General features: G+C 34.1%; 15 protein-coding genes. 11 read left to right on the plus strand and 4 right to left on the minus strand.

Going from position 1 to position 20,016, the window contains the following annotated elements; genetic code table 11:
* Positions 1-461: 461 nt before the first annotated feature.
* The 4 genes from V4P56_RS01270 to V4P56_RS01285 form a co-directional block, all read right to left on the minus strand.
* Entirely contained in the window at positions 462-1,247 is a 786-nt protein-coding gene (locus tag V4P56_RS01270; RefSeq protein ID WP_455482290.1) for a DUF1499 domain-containing protein, read from the minus strand.
* A gap of 620 nt (positions 1,248-1,867) precedes the next feature.
* A complete protein-coding gene (locus tag V4P56_RS01275; RefSeq protein WP_455482291.1) occupies positions 1,868-2,407 on the minus strand; it encodes a DUF1254 domain-containing protein in 540 nt (179 codons plus the stop codon).
* Positions 2,400-2,993, minus strand: a complete 594-nt coding sequence (locus V4P56_RS01280) for a DUF1214 domain-containing protein (RefSeq protein ID WP_455482292.1) — start codon at positions 2,991-2,993, stop codon at positions 2,400-2,402. Before V4P56_RS01280 ends, V4P56_RS01275 begins: the two co-directional genes overlap by 8 nt.
* A 17-nt stretch (positions 2,994-3,010) precedes the next feature.
* The gene (locus V4P56_RS01285) at positions 3,011-5,158 is read right to left on the minus strand and encodes a transglycosylase domain-containing protein (RefSeq protein ID WP_455482293.1); all 2,148 of its coding nucleotides are present in this window, start codon (positions 5,156-5,158) and stop codon (positions 3,011-3,013) included.
* A gap of 373 nt (positions 5,159-5,531) precedes the next feature.
* Between V4P56_RS01285 and V4P56_RS01290 the strand changes: the two genes are divergently transcribed.
* The 11 genes from V4P56_RS01290 (at position 5,532) to V4P56_RS01340 (ending at position 18,754) form a co-directional block, all read left to right on the plus strand.
* Positions 5,532-5,768: a hypothetical protein gene (locus V4P56_RS01290; protein WP_455482294.1), complete on the plus strand. Its 237-nt coding sequence runs from the start codon at positions 5,532-5,534 to the stop codon at positions 5,766-5,768.
* Positions 5,769-5,786: 18 nt separating this feature from the next.
* Positions 5,787-6,452: a response regulator transcription factor gene (locus V4P56_RS01295; protein WP_455482295.1), complete on the plus strand. Its 666-nt coding sequence runs from the start codon at positions 5,787-5,789 to the stop codon at positions 6,450-6,452.
* Positions 6,452-7,864, plus strand: coding sequence for an ATP-binding protein (locus V4P56_RS01300; protein WP_455482296.1), 1,413 nt, complete (start codon positions 6,452-6,454; stop codon positions 7,862-7,864). The genes V4P56_RS01295 and V4P56_RS01300 overlap by 1 nt, the downstream gene beginning before the upstream one ends.
* 194 nt (positions 7,865-8,058) lie before the next feature.
* Positions 8,059-8,769 carry a tetratricopeptide repeat protein gene (locus V4P56_RS01305; protein ID WP_455482297.1) on the plus strand — a complete coding sequence of 237 codons (711 nt, stop codon included), beginning with the start codon at positions 8,059-8,061 and terminating at the stop codon, positions 8,767-8,769.
* 203 nt (positions 8,770-8,972) lie between these two features.
* Positions 8,973-9,452: a cytochrome c maturation protein CcmE gene (gene ccmE, locus V4P56_RS01310; RefSeq protein WP_455482298.1), complete on the plus strand. Its 480-nt coding sequence runs from the start codon at positions 8,973-8,975 to the stop codon at positions 9,450-9,452.
* Between the two features lie 7 nt (positions 9,453-9,459).
* Positions 9,460-11,445: a heme lyase CcmF/NrfE family subunit gene (locus V4P56_RS01315; RefSeq protein WP_455482299.1), complete on the plus strand. Its 1,986-nt coding sequence runs from the start codon at positions 9,460-9,462 to the stop codon at positions 11,443-11,445.
* A complete protein-coding gene (locus tag V4P56_RS01320; protein WP_455482300.1) occupies positions 11,442-11,879 on the plus strand; it encodes a cytochrome c-type biogenesis protein in 438 nt (145 codons plus the stop codon). The genes V4P56_RS01315 and V4P56_RS01320 overlap by 4 nt, the downstream gene beginning before the upstream one ends.
* Positions 11,880-12,079: 200 nt before the next feature.
* On the plus strand, positions 12,080-13,591 hold the full coding sequence (locus V4P56_RS01325; protein WP_455482301.1) for a Do family serine endopeptidase: 1,512 nt from the start codon (positions 12,080-12,082) through the stop codon (positions 13,589-13,591).
* Between the two features lie 77 nt (positions 13,592-13,668).
* On the plus strand, positions 13,669-14,355 hold the full coding sequence (locus V4P56_RS01330; RefSeq protein ID WP_455482302.1) for a winged helix-turn-helix domain-containing protein: 687 nt from the start codon (positions 13,669-13,671) through the stop codon (positions 14,353-14,355).
* Positions 14,352-15,734: a sensor histidine kinase gene (locus V4P56_RS01335; protein WP_455482303.1), complete on the plus strand. Its 1,383-nt coding sequence runs from the start codon at positions 14,352-14,354 to the stop codon at positions 15,732-15,734. The genes V4P56_RS01330 and V4P56_RS01335 overlap by 4 nt, the downstream gene beginning before the upstream one ends.
* 95 nt (positions 15,735-15,829) lie before the next feature.
* Complete coding sequence (locus V4P56_RS01340; protein ID WP_455482304.1) at positions 15,830-18,754, plus strand: bifunctional [glutamine synthetase] adenylyltransferase/[glutamine synthetase]-adenylyl-L-tyrosine phosphorylase; 2,925 nt, start codon at positions 15,830-15,832, stop codon at positions 18,752-18,754.
* Positions 18,755-20,016: the final 1,262 nt, after the last annotated feature.

Below are 20,016 nucleotides of genomic sequence, written 5' to 3' on the forward strand. Positions count from 1 at the left end.
CAAGGGAAATTTTTTATTCAGCAATAATATTTTGTATTGCAGCTGTTATATTGTTATAAAGTTCATAAAAAAATATTCTAAATTGTCATCCCTTTATAATAATTTTCTTCAGAATGAATTCATAATTATTTGTTTTCATTGTATAAAATAAATCTATATGGGATGATTAAGTTTTACTTAACCATAAAAATCCTATACCAAAATCTTACGATAAGATCTTTTACCATAAAAAATTTTAATAAAATCAATTTATTATGGTTTATAAATTCAGATTCGCATTTAGATATTGTGGTCATTTTGCATAAATTAACAAGATTCTATAAATTTCTTTAAGATTATTGGTAGCTTGTTAATATATTTATAGATTTTAATAGATTACAGCCAATCTTATCTGTTTGCATATTTCAAAACTTATTTAAAAATAAGCTTTTTGCTAAATATGACTTACTGTACTGTATTTTTTATTCATCATCCTGAGAAAGAGGAAGTGATGCTACTTCTGTATCAAGCGCATCCATAAAATTGAGAATAAAAGTAGCGTTCGTACCAAAATCTCTTAGTAAATAACGTGAAGCAGAACGCATATCAACAAAAGTTGTATCTCCTTCATCCGTTAAACGAATTACAATATCCGAAATAAAGCCAAGATAAAAAGTTTTTGCTATTGCTTCAATATAAAGTTCATTTTCTTTATCTTTAAACTTCTGTTGAGCCACAACGGGCCAATCATAAGCTGCTAAAACATTAAGTACTGATTTATAGATACTGTCAGGTGAACCATCATAACGACGTCCTGACATTTCAGGCCATTTTGACATTTGTAATGTTTCTTGTTCAATTAAAATACTCTTGAGTGGTAAGGCATCTTTGGGACGTATAGTACGAAAAAAAGCAGGTGGCCTCTGTGTATCAGTAGAAATATCATGAAGAGCTGGTAAAGAAAACCAAAAGCTCAAAAATAATATTAATGGTGTAGCAGTTATTAACGAATAAATAATACCTCTTAAAGCTTGCATTCCACCTCGAGCACCATATACCCATAAAGTGTAAAGGGCTTTTACAGAAAGAAAAAGAGAAATAACAACAAAGCAAGCAGAGATTGCTATCAAAATCATGAAATCTACTACGCTGATTGCAGAAAAATGCTGTAAAATCACCGAAAATAATAAGATCAATAATGCTAATCCGCTAAAACGAGGGGACCATATTGCTGCTCTTGAGATTAACAGGATGTATTTTTTCTTCATTAAGCTCTTATTTCCTCAACAAAAAACATAAGTAAAATTTTCTTCAGATTCTATATATGATAGAAAGTTCTCAGTCTTATGATAAAAGTAAAGCATTTATTTATAAGATCAAGGATACTTTGTCCTACATAGACTTTCGATAGCTTTATTCACTAATTGGTGTACGCAATTGCCATTCTTTTCGTGGATTAATTAATGTGATAGATTAGATTTTATGGAGCATGGTTGTAATCACATAAAAATAAGTTCAAATGACAGGCTCTGAAGTCGATATAAGCCTATTTTCCTGAAGTTTGCAGCATATTTACTCTCATTTATTACACTCTATCTGCAGTAGGTTTTTCATCAAGCGTAATACGGTTTAAGTATAACAGGCTATACCTTTTTATTCTATGTGCAATTATAGAAAATTGATGTCTCAATAGATAGAGTATTGTAGGTTTAATTTGAATAATTTTTTATCTTAATAAAAAATTTAAATGCTTTAAAATTAAATAAGAATTTTATTTTAGTTTTGATATTTGATTAATTGTATTTAAAAATTTACTATTGCTATACATTTTTACATATTCTCTCTACTACAAAAATAGATCAGTTGTACAATTGAAATCAGTATTATTTTATCCATTAAATACGCGACATGTTGCAGATGAAAAAAAGGATTCACTCTCTTTTTTGGCAAGTGAAGAAGAAGCAAAGATGCGCAAGACAGCAAAACCTTCATTTAAATTTTTAGCAATTAAAACTGAATTAATATCATTTTTGGATTTTGACTGTTTGAGTTCTATTATTTGTATAGGTTTTCCAATAATAAGATCGAGTATAGCATTAGGAGCTGTTCGGTCATTAAGACTGTAGAAAATAATTCCCTCACGTGTATAAGTTGATAGTGACCAAAATTGTGTTGTTTTCAAAGTCTTTAAATGAACAGGGCCATTTTCAAGATTAAATCTACAGACTTTAAGAAGAAAAAATGGATCAGTAGATTGCTGAATAGGATTACTGGAATCCAAGTTAATAAATTGATAAGGATCTCCTGATTTTTTAAGCCGTATCCATATATTATTTTGGGCATAATAGGGGATTAAAAATAAAACACAAATATGAACGATGATAGCACCAATGCCTGCAAGAAGAGTAGTACGAAGGAATCTAATCACAATTTTTTCCTGATGGAATTTGTTCTACAGATGGCATAGTGAGCTTTTGTAACTCCGTTGCGGAGATGATTGAGGTATCGTATAAAGTAAGAATAAGCCCGAATTCTTTTTGACTAACTGTTGCAAGCCAATTACCGGTTTTCGGTGTTGATGAGATGTTGATATGTAATGAGCCATCGCTTTCGTAGATGATATTGTTGGTATAGAGTTCAAAAGGTACTTCATTAGATGAAGTATAAGGTTTGAGAAATCTATCAGCTGTATAAAGGGTAAAAAGACGTGCTTCAGGGATGTGGCCTTTGAGCAAATAGTGGCAATGGGGGCGTAGTGGACGTCCATGATTATCTTTCCAAATTTGGAAAATGAGTCCTTCAGTTCGTCCAAGTGAAATTTCGCCTCGTTTGGCAGTACGTGCTCGGGTATAGGGGTCGGTGTTGGCAGTGCCTACTTGTGGGTAAGCATTCCATTCGTCAATTGTAAATCGTCCAAAATTGTTGAAGGAATTGAGAATATAATCAACGCTTAATATTCCACATAAAACGGAAAAAATAGAGATTAAAAAGGAGATGGAAATATTAAGAAACATTATAAAGGATCTCGAATTTAAAGTGTTGTTTTAATAATTTTTATCTTCGGAGAAAGTATAATCAGATTTCTCAAATCTTTATTAATTAGTTGCACAATATTCAATGTTTCAGATGAGAGTGTGTAGGGTATTGGGGAGGTAGGCTCAGAATCATTACGTAAAGGGAGTATTGGTGGTTGATAAGGGAGTAGGGAATTTTTGACGCCATAGAGCTGTTTTAGCATTATGTTTTGGTGTGCATAGAGCATAATGCGATGCCATATCATAGCAGGAACACCACCACCAAAAGCGCGATTCATTGGTGAAAAGTTATCATTACCCATCCATACGGCTCCAGTATAATTACCGGTAAAACCGACAAACCATGCATCACGATAAGCTTGTGATGTTCCAGTTTTTCCGGCAACAAGGGTCATAGGTAAAGCAGCACGCTTACCAGATCCTCGTGTTGTGACACCAACCATCATTTGGTTCATATAAGCTGCTGATTGTTTGCTGATAACTTGATATGGTTTATTACCATTATACTCCCAATCCCACACCACATGTCCATCTGTTGTTCTAATTTGTGTAAAACCATGGCGATTCCCAGACATACCTCCATTGGCGAAGACATTAAAACCGGTTGCTTGATCCATCGGCGTCATATTGGATGTACCCAAAATCATAGTTTTATGTGATAAAATATTAGCATTAATACCCATGTTCTTGATTAGATTTATAATTGGTTGGGTATCACGATTAAGATATTGATACGTGATATAGACAGGCACTGTATTGATAGAAAAGGCCAAAGCAGTTGCTAAATCTATTTTACCGAGATAACGACCCGAGTTATTTCTGGGTGACCAGCCTCCCCAATTGATAGGGATATCTGAAACTATTGTTGAGGGAGATAGACCACGTTCCATCGCAGCTGCATAAACATAAGGTTTGAATGAAGAACCAGGTTGCCGGCCACCTTGTGTGGCTCTGTTAAATTGGCTTTTGCTATAATCCAATCCTCCAACAATTGCACATACAGCTCCATTATTATTGATAATGACAGTGGCAGCTTGTGTTACACGATATTGTTGACCATATTGATGTAAATGATATGCAATTGATTCTTCTGCTATTTTTTGAATATTTGGATCAAGAGTAGTTTGAACGATTAAAGTCTGATTCAGAAATTGGCTGCTCATTTTTTTGACTTCATCGAATGCCCAATCAAGAAAATAATCAGGCTGATTATTTTTTATTTTTATAATGGCACTGGCTGGATAACGAAGAGCATTGATGATTTGGCTATCAGTCATGAATCCGCTATTAACAAGATTAGAAAGTACAATATTGGCACGTGTTCGGGCAGCAAGTGGGTTACTATGAGGAGCATATTTTGTGGGAGCTTTGAAGAGTCCTGCTAGCATAGCGGATTCACTAAGGGATACATTGCGTATATTTTTATCAAAATAAAATTTTGCAGCTGCTGCAATACCAAAATTATTGCCTCCCATGTATGTACGATCAAGATAAAGTTGTAAAATTTGCTTTTTGCTGAAGTTTGCTTCTAGCCAAAGAGCAAGATAGGCTTCTTTTATTTTACGTGTTATAGTTCTTTCATTTGTTAAGAATAAATTTTTAGCTAATTGTTGTGTAATAGTTGAACCACCTTGAACTACACTATTAGCTTGCATATTTTGCGAAATTGCCCGTGTGAGACCATGTAAATCAATACCCCAATGATTAAAAAAACGACGATCTTCTGTTGCAAGAACTGCTTGAATAAGGTAATCAGGCATTTCTTCAACTGGCACTGACATAGCTGGTAGTGCACCACGATGACCAATGGGATTGCCATACCGATCTAGAAAAAGAACAGAAAAATTTTTAGATGAATACCAATCTTTTTTGGTTAACTCAAAAACAGAAATGCCTATGATGGTGAAAATAGTAAAACCAATCAATCCTAATGTCAGTGTTTCATTAAGAATTTCAATTATAAATCGTTTCCATCCTTGTATATGAAGACATTGTGAGATAATTTTTGCTTTGTTCCAAAATAAATTATTAGTAGAGCGGATACGGTAAAGTGCTGTATCTAGCCGTGCATCTAACTCAATAAGTGCAGGACTGTGAAATGGCTGACTGCGTTGTATTTTCCTTTTTTTAAAAAAACCAAACATTTAACCAAACATTTAAAGAGAGTCTATAGCAAACTGATACGACTAAACAAATCTGTAATAACTATATGGGATAAAGGTATTTTTTTACTATAGTATTAAAAGAGAAAAAGTTTATTTTATGGTTACTATAATTTATATCTTACAAAGTATATTTTGCTTTCATGATTTATTTAAAATTTTTCCCTTTCAATTATTATGTAATCTTTGGAAAAATTTCATTTTGAAACTATTAAAATTTGAGATATTATTCACTAACTGTTTTGTCATGCAGGGGATAATGAATCTTTGTGTATGATGTTAAAATGTGTATGATGTTAAAAATAAAAAAACATTATTCATTCTATGTTCATGTAGAATAGATTATAAAATATCTGTGATGAAAAAAGTTTTCTTATTTATGATGATAGCAATCCTTTTGGGAGCAGATTCTGTTTTAGCTTCTGAATGTGCTGAAGTTGGCAAAGAGGTTGCTGCCCAACAGAATGCGGTGTTGGTGCGTTCAACACCTATTATTCAGGATGGAAAAGATATGTGTTTGGTTGTGGTTGTAGTCCCTGCTCGTGAAGGTAAAAAGTTGAGCCGTGTTGAGGTTTCCATTCCTGTTGATTAGTTCTTGGCAGATAGTGTAATGCGTATTTTAATTGTTGAAGATGATCGAAATCTTAATCATCAACTAGCAGAAGCTGTGAGGAGCGCTGGGTACATTTCAGACAGTGCCTTCGATGGTGAGGAAGCTTATTTTTTAGGAAGCACAGATTCTTATGATGCTGTAATTCTCGATATTGGTTTGCCGCGCTTAGATGGAATTCGTGTTGTTGAAAAATGGCGTAAAGAAGGATATTTTATGCCTGTTTTAATATTGACAGCACGCGATCGCTGGTCTGATAAGGTGCTTGGTATTGATGCTGGTGCTGATGACTATGTTGTTAAGCCATTTCATTTAGAAGAAGTAATGGCGCGGTTACGAGCGTTAATTCGTCGAGCTACAGGTCATGCAACAAGTTCGTTATGCTGTGGTGAAGTTTTGTTGGATACTAAAACTTCTCGTGTTTTTGTTGATGGTCAGCTGATTAAATTGACATCATATGAATTCAGACTTCTCTCGTATCTCATGCATCATTGTGATAGGGTGGTTTCAAGGACAGAGCTTATAGAACATCTTTATGATCAGGATTTTGACAAGGATTCGAATACGATTGAAGTTTTTGTAGGGCGGTTGCGTAAAAAGCTTGGGGTGGATTTGATCGAAACTATTCGTGGAATGGGTTATCGAGCAAGAACGCTGGGTGATTAATGAAAGTTCTGAAGAACAAGAATCGATTTGGGGGGATGTTTTTTCTCATTGGAAGATCTCTCAGTTTACGTGTTATGATTTTGTCAACATTGTGGGTTGTTATTTCGCTTTCATCGATTTCTGCAGTTAGTATTTTATTTTATCAGCGTTCAAGTGAACAAAGTTTAGAGCGTATTCTTTCTGCTCAGCTTTATAGCCTCATTGCAACAGTAACTGTATCACCTGATGGAAATTTAAAAGGAAATTTTGGGATTGATGATATTCGTTATTCAGACCCAACATCAGGTTGGTATTGGGAAGTATTTGCTGTATCACCTAATCTAAAAGGAAGATTGACATCCCCATCGTTAGGAACTGAGAGGATATTTTCACCGAGCGATGTTGATATACCTTTTGACAATAAGTTCTTTCGTTCTTATCGGATAAAGGGAAAAGATGGTCAGAAGTTACAAGTAATTGAGAGTGATGTTGTTCTTGACAGTCAGGATCATATTGCACGTTTTCGTCTTGTTGGTAACATCGATGAAGCACATATACAAGTGCAGGAATTTAAGCGAACTTTACAAATTTTTCTTTGGAGTTTTGGTATAGGCAGTGTCCTTATCAATATTGCTATTATTTTCTTTAGTTTTCAACCATTGAGGCTTATTCGACAAGTACTGAATGATATTCGTGAGGGCAAGGTTAATTACGTGAATACCAATTTAGTAAGTGAAGTGATGCCATTAGCACAAGAGATGAATGCTCTCATTGATAATAATCAGCGTATTATTGAACGATTTCGAACGCAAGTTGGTAATCTTGCTCATTCATTAAAGACACCTTTATCAGTTATTATGAATGAGGTTGATAAGATGTGTGGGGAACCGGCTATTTTATTGAGCGAGCAAACCAAAATGATGCAGGCACAAATAAATCACTATTTACAGCGCGCTCGGATTGCTGCGCAATGTGATAGTATTGTTTATCATACATCTGTACGTAAAGTTGTTAATCATTTGATGCGGGTTATGGAAAAGCTTAATTCTGAGAAAAAGTTTCAATTTATCATGGATATCGATGATATTATTTTTTCTGGTGAAAAAGAAGATTTAGAGGATATTGTAGGTAATTTGATTGAAAATGCAGCTCAATGGTCTCACACAAAAGTTCTAATTTCCTGTTGTTTAGAAGAAAATATTGAAGAAGCAAAATTCTTTAGTATTATCGTAGAAGATGATGGTTCTGGTTTAACAGAAGAACAAATTGAGGAAGCTTTTAAAAGAGGTCGTCGGTTTGATGAAAGTAAGCCGGGGACAGGTTTAGGGCTAGCGATTGTTTCAGATATGGTTAATGAATATGGTGGAAGTTTTTTCTTATCACATTCTAATTTAGGTGGGCTATATGCAAAAGTTTTATTACCAAGACGGTAAAGATATTCTTTTTTTATTCAGGGCGTATATACATTAAAGTTTATAAAAATAGATCAATGTTTATGTGTACAATACACCAGAGTAGGAAATCATTTTAGAGTACTAAGGATTGCGTTTATCTACAATAATGTTTTAATGAATGAGAGAGAATAATTGGTTACATATTTTAATCTTTTTATTGGTACCAAGATGATATGCTATTATTAGTTTTGGCTGCACTTTTTCTTTTGCTGTATTTTAGCTGTGGGTTAAAGAAAGATAAGAAAGTTTCAGCTATTGATATTGATAAAAGTTGTATGTGTTCAGTTAAAACTTATGAGCTTGGCACACATTGTAAAAATATACGTATTTTAAAAGCTTTTGGTATTTTACTTGTTCTTTTTATAACATGGGGTATTTACAGTCTGACAGGTAGTCCAGGGGTCAAAAGTTATTTTTTTAACGAATTAATGGATAAAGAGCCAAATACTCTTAGCAAGAGTGAACAGCTTGTTCGTTTGCAGGCACTTTTTTTTCGTACACCTAACGATGGTAAGTTAGCAGATGCGTTGGCAGTAAGGTATCTCGAGGAGGGGTATTTTCAGAATGCAGTAAACATTTATTTAGATGCACTACGCCTGAATGGAGAATCTGCTCCAAGACTTGTGGGATATGGTCTGGCATTAGTTGGTTATGAAGGTGGAACAATTACACAAGAAGCACAACATGCTTTTCAAAAGGCTGTAGATTTAGCACCAAATGATCTTTATCCTCGTTTATTGTTAGCTGATGCACTTCACCAGGCAGGTAAATCTGCACAAGCAGCTCAGTTTTTACAAAATTTTCTTGATACAATGCCTGAAGCTTTTGAAGAACAATCACGTGTTAAAGCAATGATAATTCAGTTACGTGATTCATCTAATTAACATACCTAGAAAGCAGTAGTCTTCGGTTTAAGATCGTTAAATCAGAAGGGTTCATTCAGAGATGGTATAGATGTTAGATAAAAATTATACCTGTACACAAATATAAAAAGCTCTTAAAAAAAGCAGCTATACGTTTAAGCTATATAAACGATGAATTAATGCTTATACGACGTATTTATAGAAAGAGTTTTTGTAGATAGTTCATGAACAGTCAGTTCTTAAAAAATTCTCCTTCATTGGAAGTGATTTTAAAGCAGCAGAAAAAAAAACAATTGCTGATGATCTTATTATGCTTTTTCGTTATGAGTATTGCATTAAGTCTTATCATATATGCAATGCGTAATTCAGTGAGTTTTTTTCGAATGCCATCTGAAATTACAAGAGAAGATGTTTTAATGGGACGTCCTTTGCGTTTAGGCGGTTTTGTTCAAAAAGGGACCGTTGAATACATTGGAGAGATGGGAGTTATTTTTTTCATAACTGATAACATAAAATACGAAAAAGTTATTTTCAATGGTATACTTCCAGATCTTTTTCGTGAAGGTCAGGGAGTTATTGTAGAAGGACATTTTGATAAACAGGGTTTTTTTATAGGTACACGCATTTTAGCAAAACATGATGAAATTTATATGTCTAAAGAAACAGCTGATCGCTTAAACAAACATTACAGTATGGAGAAATAATTCGATCGTGCTCATTGAACTGGGTCATATTTTTTTAGTTGCAGCGTTTTCAATTAGTTTATTGCAGGCATCATTACCCACTTTGGGTGTTTTGTTAAGGGAGCGTTCGTTAATGCAAACAGTAACTTCTTTAACGTATCTGGTTTTCATATTAGTATTATTGTCTTTTGCGATTATTGTTTATGCTTATATAGTATCTGATTTTTCCGTTTTAAATGTTGTTGAGAATTCTCATTCAGAAAAACCCATACTTTATAAAATTATTGGTATTTGGGGTAACCATGAAGGATCTATGCTGTTATGGGTTTTAATCCTAGCTTTTTTTAGTACATTGATGGCGTTGTTTAGCCAACATTTACCGGAACAGATTAAAACATTAGTTTTAATTTGCCAAGGTTGGATTATAAGTGCTTTTCTGTTATTTATTCTTTTGGTATCTAACCCTTTTTTACGTATTAATCCACCGGCATTACAAGGAAATGATCTCAACCCTATCTTACAAGATATCGCTTTAGCAATTCATCCACCACTTCTTTATTTAGGAAATGTTGGTTTTTCAGTTTGTTTTTCTTTTACAATAGTTGCATTAATTACAGGACAAGTCGATAGAATTTGGGCTCGTTGGGTTCGCCCTTGGATTCTCCTTTCTTGGCTTTTTTTGACACTAGGTATTATGATTGGATCTTATTGGGCTTATTATGAGCTGGGTTGGGGGGGGTATTGGTTTTGGGATCCAGTTGAAAATGTTTCATTTATGCCTTGGCTTTCAAGCACAGCTCTTTTGCATTCTGCTCTTGTTCTTGAAAAGCGGGAGACACTGAAAAGTTGGACTTTATTTTTAGCTATTCTTACTTTTTCTCTTTCTCTTATGGGAATTTTTCTTGTTCGTTCTGGTCTTTTAATGTCTGTTCATAGTTTTGCTATTGATCCAGCACGTGGGCAGGCAATTCTTGCTATTTTATTTTTCTTTGGAGGTGGGGCTTTTTTCCTTTTTGCTTTGAGAGCACCTGTTTTGAAAACAGGTAGATTATTTCATCCGATTTCGCGTGAAGGTTTTATTATTTTAAATAATTTATTGCTTATGACAATAACAGTGACAGTACTGACTGGTACGCTTTATCCTTATTTTGTGGAAACATTAACTGGAAAAAGAATTTCTGTAGGTGCTGACTTTTTTAACCTTACCTGTGGGCCTTTAATGATGTTATTATTATTATTGGTTCCTTTTGGATCAATGATGGCATGGAAACATAGTGATATTTTTGCAGTTTTTGAACGATTGTGGTTTATTTTTTCATTAGTTTGTGTAGCCTGTTTTATAATATTTTATGCTACATCTTTTCGTGATATTTTTGCAATTTTAGGAATTGGGCTTTCAGCTTTCGTTTGCTTGGGTAGCGTAGCTGATCTTTGGGGAAAGAGTGGACATCGCAAAACAGCTTTATCAGTGCGGATTAAGCGATTTATTGGATTACCGTGGTCAGTTTTTGGTGCGGCAATAGCACATATGGGATTAGGTGTTACATTATTTGGTATTATTTATGCTGCAACCTTTACGCAAGAACGTATTCTAACTATGCACATAGGAGATATGGTTAAGATAGCTGATAAAACTATTTTCTTTGAAAAGATACATGAAGATGTTGGTTCAAACTATTCTGCAATGGGGTTTAATTTCAGAATACATGAAAATAAAAATACAGTACGTAACATAACAGCATCAAAGCGATTTTACTTAAGCAGGAATACATCAACAACAGAAGTTGGTATCCAGAATTATGGCTTATCTCAGTTATATATTGTACCAGGGCGTATCAATGACCAAGGACTTGTTGTGCATATATGGTGGAAACCTTACATCATTTGTGTTTGGTTAGGTGCATTGATGATGGCCATCGGTGGATGTTTTTCTCTTTTTAGTTATTGGTTTCGTGTCGGGCTGTATCGACAGATAGTTTCCCGCTTTAAGTTTTCTGAAAAGACATTGAGATGAAAAAGGTATTATTTTGGGCTTTGCTTTTCTTAATTACAATTTTTTCTTTACCATTAGCGATTGCTGTGGAGCCGGATGAAATTTTAAAGGATCCAGTTCTTGAAGCACGTGCACGTGATATTTCATTACGTTTACGTTGTCCAGTTTGTCCAAATCAATCAATTGATGATTCCGATGCTTCCTTGGCACACGATTTACGGCTTTTGATTCGTGAACGATTAAAAATGGGGGATAGTAACCAACAGGTTGTTGAATTTCTTGTAGAGCGATATGGTGAATTTATCTTATTGAAGCCACCATTTAATAAAACAACATGGTTTTTATGGTTATCACCTTGGATCATTATGATCATTGGTTTAAGCATCATTCTTTTTCAAGCAAGACGATACAGATACAAAAAAACGATTATTTCAAATGATGATGAAGAAAAATAGTATGCTGTTGAGTTAAAATGAATATTTATGAAGAAAAAGTTAATGTGTCTAAATCAATGATTAGTTTTATTTGTGATTATAATTATTTTTTATTTAATCTTACGAAACTTTAATAATTTAGACAGAAAACGGTAAGGTTCACTATTTTATAACTGAGTAAAACTGAGATAAAAATATTACTGAATAGGAGCACATACAAAATGATTCAAAAAACTTTCTTTACAACATTAGTCGCAGTAAGTTTTTCTGCGGTTTTGGAGAGTGCACTGTTTTTTAGTGGATGTGGATCAAGCTTATGGATAACAGAAGCTCATGCAAATTCTGTATTTACTTCGTTAGTGAAACAGCCAGGATTTGCAGATATTGTTGCTCAAGTAAAACCTGCTGTTGTTTCGGTGCAGGTGAAGAGCAAAAAAAAGAAAGAAGAGCGGTTTTTTAGCAATTTTTTTAGCAGTCCAGGTATTGACCAATTGCCAGAACAACATCCATTGAAAAGGTTTTTTAAAGAATTTTATGATCGTCATCATCCTAGTAACAAGCCTTTACCGCGTTCACAGAGACTTCGTCCTGTAGCTTTTGGGTCGGGCTTTTTTATTTCGTCTGATGGTTATATTGTTACCAATAATCATGTGATTGCTGACAGAACGAATTATGTTGTTGTTCTTGATGACGGCACAGAACTGAATGCAAAGCTTATTGGAACGGATCAAAGAACTGACCTTGCAGTATTAAAAGTAAATGATGAAAGAAAATTTTCATATGTTGAGTTTGGTGATGATTCAAAGCTACATATTGGTGATTGGGTTGTTGCTATCGGTAATCCATTTGGTCTTGGTGGAACTGTGACAGCAGGTATCGTTTCGGCACGTGGACGTGAGATTGGTACTGGTATTTATGATGATTTTATTCAAATTGATGCTGCTGTTAATAGAGGAAATTCTGGTGGTCCAACCTTTGACCTTAATGGAAAGGTTGTTGGAGTTAATACAGCAATTTTTTCTCCTTCTGGAGGAAATGTTGGGATTGCTTTTGCTATTCCGGCAGTGATAGCAAAACAAGTTGTAAAAGAGCTGATTGAAAAAGGTTCAGTTCAACGGGGTTGGCTTGGAGTTCAGATTCAGCCTGTAACTAAGGAAATTTCTGACTCAATTGGTTTGAAAGAGGCTAAAGGTGCTTTGATTACTGATCCATTGAAGGGACCAGCATCAAAAGCTGGTATCAAGGTAGGTGATGTAATTATTTCAGTAAATGGTGAAAAGATTAATGATGTCCGTGATCTAGCAAAGCGTATTGCAACTATTAAACCAGGAGAAACAGCAACTATAGGTATCTGGAGATCTGGCAAAGAAGAAAATATTAAAGTTAAACTTGATTCAATGCCTGAAGATGAAGATATGAAAGATGGTTCAAAACATTCAAATAAACACAGAAATTCTGACGAAATATTGGAAGATTATGGTTTGATTGTTACTCTTGCTGATGATGGTTTAGGATTGGTTGTAACTGATGTAGATCCAGATTCAGAGGCTGCAGATAAGGGAATATACCCTGGAGATGTGATTATGACGGTTAATAATAAACCTGTTAAAAAGATATCTGATATTACCGATACAATTAAGCATGCACAAAAGCTTGGACGAAATTCTATTCTCCTACAAGTGCGCACAAATGATCAGAATCGTTTTGTTGCTCTTCCAATTTTCAAAAAATGATATTTGAATAGTAAGATGGAGGTTTATAAAACCTCTATCTTACAGCTTGATTTGATAAAACAACGGAGATACGTTTTATGAAGATACTCATTATCGAAGATGATCGTGAGACGGGGCGTTATCTCGAAAAAGCTTTTTTTGAGGCAGGACATTCTGCTGATGTTGCATATGATGGAGATACTGGATATATTTTAGCTGATACAGAAAATTATGATGTTATGGTTGTTGATCGGATGCTTCTGCATCGTGATGGTCTTTCTATTATTGCTGAGTTGCGTGCTAAAGGCAATGAAACACCAGCTCTCATTCTTTCAGCTTTGGGGCAAGTTAATGATCGTGTAACAGGTTTGCGTGCAGGGGGTGATGATTATTTGACAAAGCCTTATGCTTTTTCTGAACTGCTTGCCCGTGTTGAAGTGTTGCATCGGCGTAAAAATCCTAAAGAAGCAGAAACTATTTATTGTGTGGGGAATCTTGAACTTGATCGGTTAGCACATACAGTGAAACGTGGTGGCAAGAATATCATGTTACAACCACGAGAGTTTCGTTTATTAGAATATTTGATGCGATACGCTGGTCAAGTTGTTACACGAACTATGCTTTTGGAAAATGTTTGGGATTATCATTTTGATCCGCAAACAAATGTGATTGATGTTCACATATCTCGTTTAAGAGCAAAAATTGAAAAAGATTTCGATATTCCTCTTCTCCATACTGTACGTGGAGCTGGGTATGTGCTGAAAGTACCAGATAACAAAGTATGAATCGTTTGATCAATATGATGCGCACAACTGCGCTAAGGCTTTCAGCACTTTATATTTTACTGTTTGGATTAGTCGCAACAGGGCTTTCTATTTATATGACGGCGTTTTCTGCTTCGTTATTAACAAAGCAAACTGAACAGGCTTTACGTGAAGAGCTAAGGCGTATTGAAAGCGCTTATCATTACGGTGGATTACCTTTGTTAATGCGCACTATTGATTATCGTTCACGACAACCTGGAGCGTTCCTTTATCTTGTTACTGATCCTATGGGACGTGTGTTGGCAGGGAATGTTGCGCGTATTGAGCCTGGTCTTCTGAATCATAGTGATTTTCTCTCTAGTTCTTTTTTATATTCTCGTTTTGGAGAACATGGACAAACAAGTGAACATCGTGCTTTAGCAATTATTGTTAATTTACCTAATGCTATGAAAATTCTTATAGGACGTGATTTAGATGAAGCAGAACGTTTTGTAGCAGTTATTCGTAAAGCAGTAATGATCGCTCTTGCAGCAATGGTTGGGGGAGCTTTATTAATATGGTTTTTTGTTGGAAGACGGGCATTACAGAGGATTGATCATGTAACAGATGCATCCAAACGTTTGATGAAAGGTGATTTTAGCGGGCGTTTGCCTGTTTCTGGAGTAGGTGATGAATTTGATAGATTATCAGCTAATCTTAATGTTATGTTAGATTGTATTGAAGAATTAAATGTTGGTTTACATCAAGTATCAGATAATATTGCTCATGACCTTAAGACACCATTGACACGTCTTAGAAATCGTGCTGAAGAAGCGCTTTCGGGTGAAAAAACAGTACTTGAATATCGGCAAGCACTTGATGGTGTTATCGCTGAAGCAGACCAGCTTATTCGTACTTTTAATGCTATTTTAATGATTTCTCGTATTGAAGCCAGCAGAGAAATTGAGCATCTTGAGATTATGAATATGAGGTTAATTCTTGAAGATGCAGTTGAGCTTTATGAGCCTTTTGCTGAAGAATCGGGTGTTATACTTCAGTTAGGAAATACATTTGATAAAAAGATTAAGTTGAATCGTGAGCTTATTGCACAATCAATTTTTAATCTTGTTGATAATGCAATTAAATATGCCTCTAAAGGTAAAAGAAAGGCAGAAGTTTACTTATCGATGGAATATCACGATGAACATTTGTTGGTTGTTGTCAGTGATAATGGTCCAGGAATTGCAGAAGATAAACGTGAAAAAGTAACAGAACGGTTTGTTCGTCTTGAAGAAAGTCGTACACATCCTGGTTTTGGGATTGGTTTAAGTATAGCAAAAGCTGTTATGAAACTTCATGGAGGTGAATTATTACTTGAAGATGCAAATCCAGGGCTTAGAGCTATTTTATTATTTCCTTAAAGGTACGTTTTCTTTATTTTTTTGTTTTTACACATGTATGGTTATTTATTTCTTCGAATTTTAACATAATAGAATGTTTTTTTAAGGGAGAATAGATGAAAAATGCTTTTTTAAAAACAAAGCTTCTCCCTTTACGTCCCCTTGATGAGAGTGGTTCTCAATGGCTTAAGGATATTGAAAAACAAGCAAGAAAAGAAAATCTAGAATCGCTTGTTTCCTATATTTTAGACAAGGGAGAGCAAATCAATTTTATAAATTCGATTATGACCTTATCACCTTTTTTGCGAGAGGTTTTAATCGCTAATCCATCGTATCTCAGTCCTTTATTGAATGTTGATATAGAAACAAGGCTGAGCGAAATTATAAATGATATTGCAGCCATCGATAAGAATGAATCTATTCATGAAGCTTCATTGATGGCAGATTTGAGACACAAAAAACGAGAAGCGCACACTCTTATTGCACTGGCTGATTTGGGTGGTGTTTTTACTTACGAAGTTTCATGTGCTTGGTTGACGCGCCTAGGTGAAGTGGTATTAGGTGTAGCTTTACGTTTTCTTTTAAGAGAGGCGCATGATCATGGCAAAATAAGTTTGTCTAGCCGTGATGATCCAGAAAAAGATTGTGGTTTAATCATTTTAGGTATGGGGAAATTAGGAGCAGAAGAACTTAATTATTCTTCTGATATTGATCTTATTGTTTTTATTGATGAAATATCACCACATATTGGTAATCTCCATGAGAGTATCGATGTATTCTCTAAAATGGTACGTCGATTGATTCGCATCATTCAAGAGCGTACTGCGGAGGGATATGTTTTTCGTCTCGATTTTCGTCTTCGACCAGATCCAGCTTCAACTCCTTTGGCTCTACCGGTCAGGACTGCATTACGTTATTATGAGGGGCGTGGGCAAAATTGGGAGCGAGCTGCCATGATTAAAGCACGTCCAGTAGCTGGTGATAAAAAAGCTGGTTTTAACGTTCTTAAAGAGCTTTCTCCTTATGTTTGGCGAAAATATTTAGATTACGCTGCTATTGCTGATATTCATTCAATCAAACGCCAAATTCATGCATATAAAAATTATGGTCAAATTTCTGCTTATGGCCATAATGTAAAATTGGGAAGAGGTGGTATTCGTGAGATTGAGTTTTTCGTTCAAACACAACAACTAATTGCTGGGGGACGTTTTCCTCAATTACGTGGGCGTAAGACAGTTGCAATGTTAGCAGAATTACACATTCTGGATTGGATTAGTGAGGAAACAAGAGATAACCTTATAAAAAGTTATGCTTTTTTACGAAATGTGGAACATCGTATTCAAATGCTTGCAGATGAGCAAACGCATCTTCTACCAAATGATGTTTGTCAATTCATGAGCGTTGCATATTTAATGGGATATCAAGATACTAGTTGCTTTATTAACGATTTGTTACAAACATTGCAGGTTGTTGAAAAACATTATGCAGCACTATTTGAGAATGAGCAAGAACTTGGCTTAGAAATTGGTAATTTGGTCTTTACAGGTGAAGAAGATGATCCAGAGACACTGATAACATTAAATCGTTTAGGTTTTGAAAGGGCAAGTGATATTTGTCGCATTATGCGGACATTGCATTGTGGGCGTTATAAAGCCACCCAATCTGCTGAAGCACGTGAGAGGTTAACGGAATTGACTCCAGCACTTTTGAAAGCTTTTGGTGCTACCAAACGGGCAGATGAAGCAATGTTGTGTTTTGATAGTTTTTTACAGGGTTTACCTTCTGGAATTCAACTTTTTAGTCTATTGCAGTCTAATCCATCTCTTTTGGATATGTTGGTGCTTATTATGGGGGCTGCTCCACGTCTTGCAGAAATTATTACGCGTAAACCACATGTTTTTGATGCGATGTTAGATCCAATAATTTTTTCAAAATTACCAACAAAGACTTACCTAGAAAATCGGCAAAAATATTTTCTTGAAGGCGTGATTTCTTATGAAGAAATTCTTAATCACTTAAGGGTTTTTGCTGATGAACAACGTTTTTTAATTGGTATTCAGATTTTGAATGGTGCAATTAAGGGAGATAAAGCAGGTTTGGCATTTACTGCGCTTGCAGATCTTATGATTGCAAAAGTACTTGCTGTAGTTAAAGAAGAATTTTCTCGTCTCCATGGTTGTATTAAAGGTGGGCGTATCGGTATACTGGGTATGGGTAAACTTGGCAGCCATGAATTAACTGCTGGTTCGGATATTGATCTTATTTTTCTTTATGAACATGATGAAGATGCAGAAATATCTGATGGAGAAAAGCCTCTCTATGTTTCTCAGTATTATACCCGTTTGACACAGCGTATAGTTGCAGCTTTGTCTACTCTTACAAATCAAGGTATCCTTTATGCAGTTGATCTTAGATTACGACCATTAGGCAATAAGGGAGCTGTTGCTGTTTCTTTTCAATTTTTTAAAAAATATTATCACAAAGAGGCGTGGATATGGGAACATCTTGCCTTAACACGGGCACGGGGTATCGCTGGAGATCCTGATTTTTTACAAAAGTTGGAAAATGAAATTTGTACAATTATTGCTTGTTCTCGTAATAAGAAGGATGTCGCAAAAGCAGTACGTAAAATGCGTACTTTGATTGAAAAGGAAAAACCTTCAGAAAATTTATGGGATTTGAAAATTATGCCAGGTGGTATTATGGATCTGGAATTTATTGCTCAATTTGCTCTTATTACTCATGTAATTGAGTTTAAAATTGGAGAGACTACAGCTGATATTTTAGCTCGTTTACCAAAAAACTTTCTTAATCAATCATCTATTTCAGATTTACATTATGCTTATGATTTATATACAAATTTGAGTCAAATTATAAGACTTTGCTTAAATGATATTCTCAATCCTAATGATATGCCACCTGGATTAAGTGATCTTTTGTTGAACAGTGTTGGGGAACCTGATTTATCTCGTGTTGAAGAACTTATTGAGGAAACGAGGCAATTAGTGCGTTCAATTTTCGTGCAGGTGATGGAAGATTGATTACAAGGAGAGTTTTATATAGTCAATAGATAAAATATTACAGAAGTATATATAAATAAAAATATATAAGATATAGGTATAATGTATTAATAAAATAGTAAGTTAAGTGAGTTATTTTAAATATAGTTTTTAATAATAATGATATAATTTATCTTTTTAAGAAATTCTATTTATATAGATATAATTTTTTACATTATTTTAGTATATTGTAATCATTTTATTAACCCTTAATCTATTTGCTGATTTTTTTAAATGTTTTATTTAATTATGTGTTTCTGTGAAACAGATGGCTAAGAACTGCTATTGATTTGTTTCTTGTATCGGTTAAAATAGTTTTTGTACTAGCTTATTAAATGTTATTGATCATTCAAAAAATTTAAATGAATCTTGTGCTATTTTTAAATGAATAATATTATTTATCATCTTTTCTTATATGTATGATAATATAAGATTTATTAATTACATTAAAAAATCTAATTTTTTAAAAAAATGATTTTATAATCATTTACATATTGCCGAGCAATGAGTTGGTAATAATGATGATTATATTAGATGAGAAACGAAAAACTAAATAATTTATATAAATATGGTTTGTTAAAATCTGTTTAGATTTTTTGATCGAGATTTTATTTTTTCATAATCATATCATTTTTACTACAAGTTGTTTGAAAAAATATAAAATCACCTATCATTGTATGTTACATTATTTTTTTTGAAAGTAGTGATGCTTACAAAATATTTAATCAGAATATCTATTTTAATTTCATTTTCTATAATATAGATAGCATATATTACAGTTTCTGAACGGCAAGTATCTGCTGCTATAACTCCTGCTTTTCTTGAATAATATTTTACTTTGGAAGCTTTTTAAAGGTAAGACTACTTAAGTTACTTAGAAGATGAGAGTGTAAGGTGGATGGAATTTGGTTAGAAAGAGCTGTTGCCTAAATTTTCTAGTTTCGTAGATAGTGTTTTTGTAGGCTTCAATACTGACGCTGATAATGAGCTTATTATAGGTATTGATATGAATGTGGTATGGTTTAATTAAAAGGGAACAAAATATATTAATTCGTTGAGCATAAATTAAAGAAGAGTATTGAGAAGGTACTGTAGCGGCATTTTTTAGAAATATGTATTATATTTAAAACGCAAGCTTTAGCGCTATGCGGGTATAAGCTGATTTTGTTTTTGGCTGTATGATAATTTATATTGTGAGATAACATTGTTTATATATGGTTTCGAAATATTTATGAAAGGTCAGT

The organism is Bartonella sp. B35(2025) (assembly GCF_053794465.1).

What these genes read in the sequence shown, in the direction of transcription:
- V4P56_RS01330 (WP_455482302.1), top strand. Translation starts at nt 13,669, where the DNA reads ATGAAGATACTCATTATCGAAGATGATCGTGAGACGGGGCGTTATCTC.
- V4P56_RS01285 (WP_455482293.1), bottom strand. Translation starts at nt 5,158, where the DNA reads ATGTTTGGTTTTTTTAAAAAAAGGAAAATACAACGCAGTCAGCCATTT.
- V4P56_RS01325 (WP_455482301.1), top strand. Translation starts at nt 12,080, where the DNA reads ATGATTCAAAAAACTTTCTTTACAACATTAGTCGCAGTAAGTTTTTCT.
- V4P56_RS01340 (WP_455482304.1), top strand. Translation starts at nt 15,830, where the DNA reads ATGAAAAATGCTTTTTTAAAAACAAAGCTTCTCCCTTTACGTCCCCTT.
- V4P56_RS01280 (WP_455482292.1), bottom strand. Translation starts at nt 2,993, where the DNA reads ATGTTTCTTAATATTTCCATCTCCTTTTTAATCTCTATTTTTTCCGTT.
- V4P56_RS01335 (WP_455482303.1), top strand. Translation starts at nt 14,352, where the DNA reads ATGAATCGTTTGATCAATATGATGCGCACAACTGCGCTAAGGCTTTCA.
- V4P56_RS01270 (WP_455482290.1), bottom strand. Translation starts at nt 1,247, where the DNA reads ATGAAGAAAAAATACATCCTGTTAATCTCAAGAGCAGCAATATGGTCC.
- V4P56_RS01300 (WP_455482296.1), top strand. Translation starts at nt 6,452, where the DNA reads ATGAAAGTTCTGAAGAACAAGAATCGATTTGGGGGGATGTTTTTTCTC.
- V4P56_RS01305 (WP_455482297.1), top strand. Translation starts at nt 8,059, where the DNA reads ATGCTATTATTAGTTTTGGCTGCACTTTTTCTTTTGCTGTATTTTAGC.
- ccmE (WP_455482298.1), top strand. Translation starts at nt 8,973, where the DNA reads ATGAACAGTCAGTTCTTAAAAAATTCTCCTTCATTGGAAGTGATTTTA.
- V4P56_RS01320 (WP_455482300.1), top strand. Translation starts at nt 11,442, where the DNA reads ATGAAAAAGGTATTATTTTGGGCTTTGCTTTTCTTAATTACAATTTTT.
- V4P56_RS01295 (WP_455482295.1), top strand. Translation starts at nt 5,787, where the DNA reads ATGCGTATTTTAATTGTTGAAGATGATCGAAATCTTAATCATCAACTA.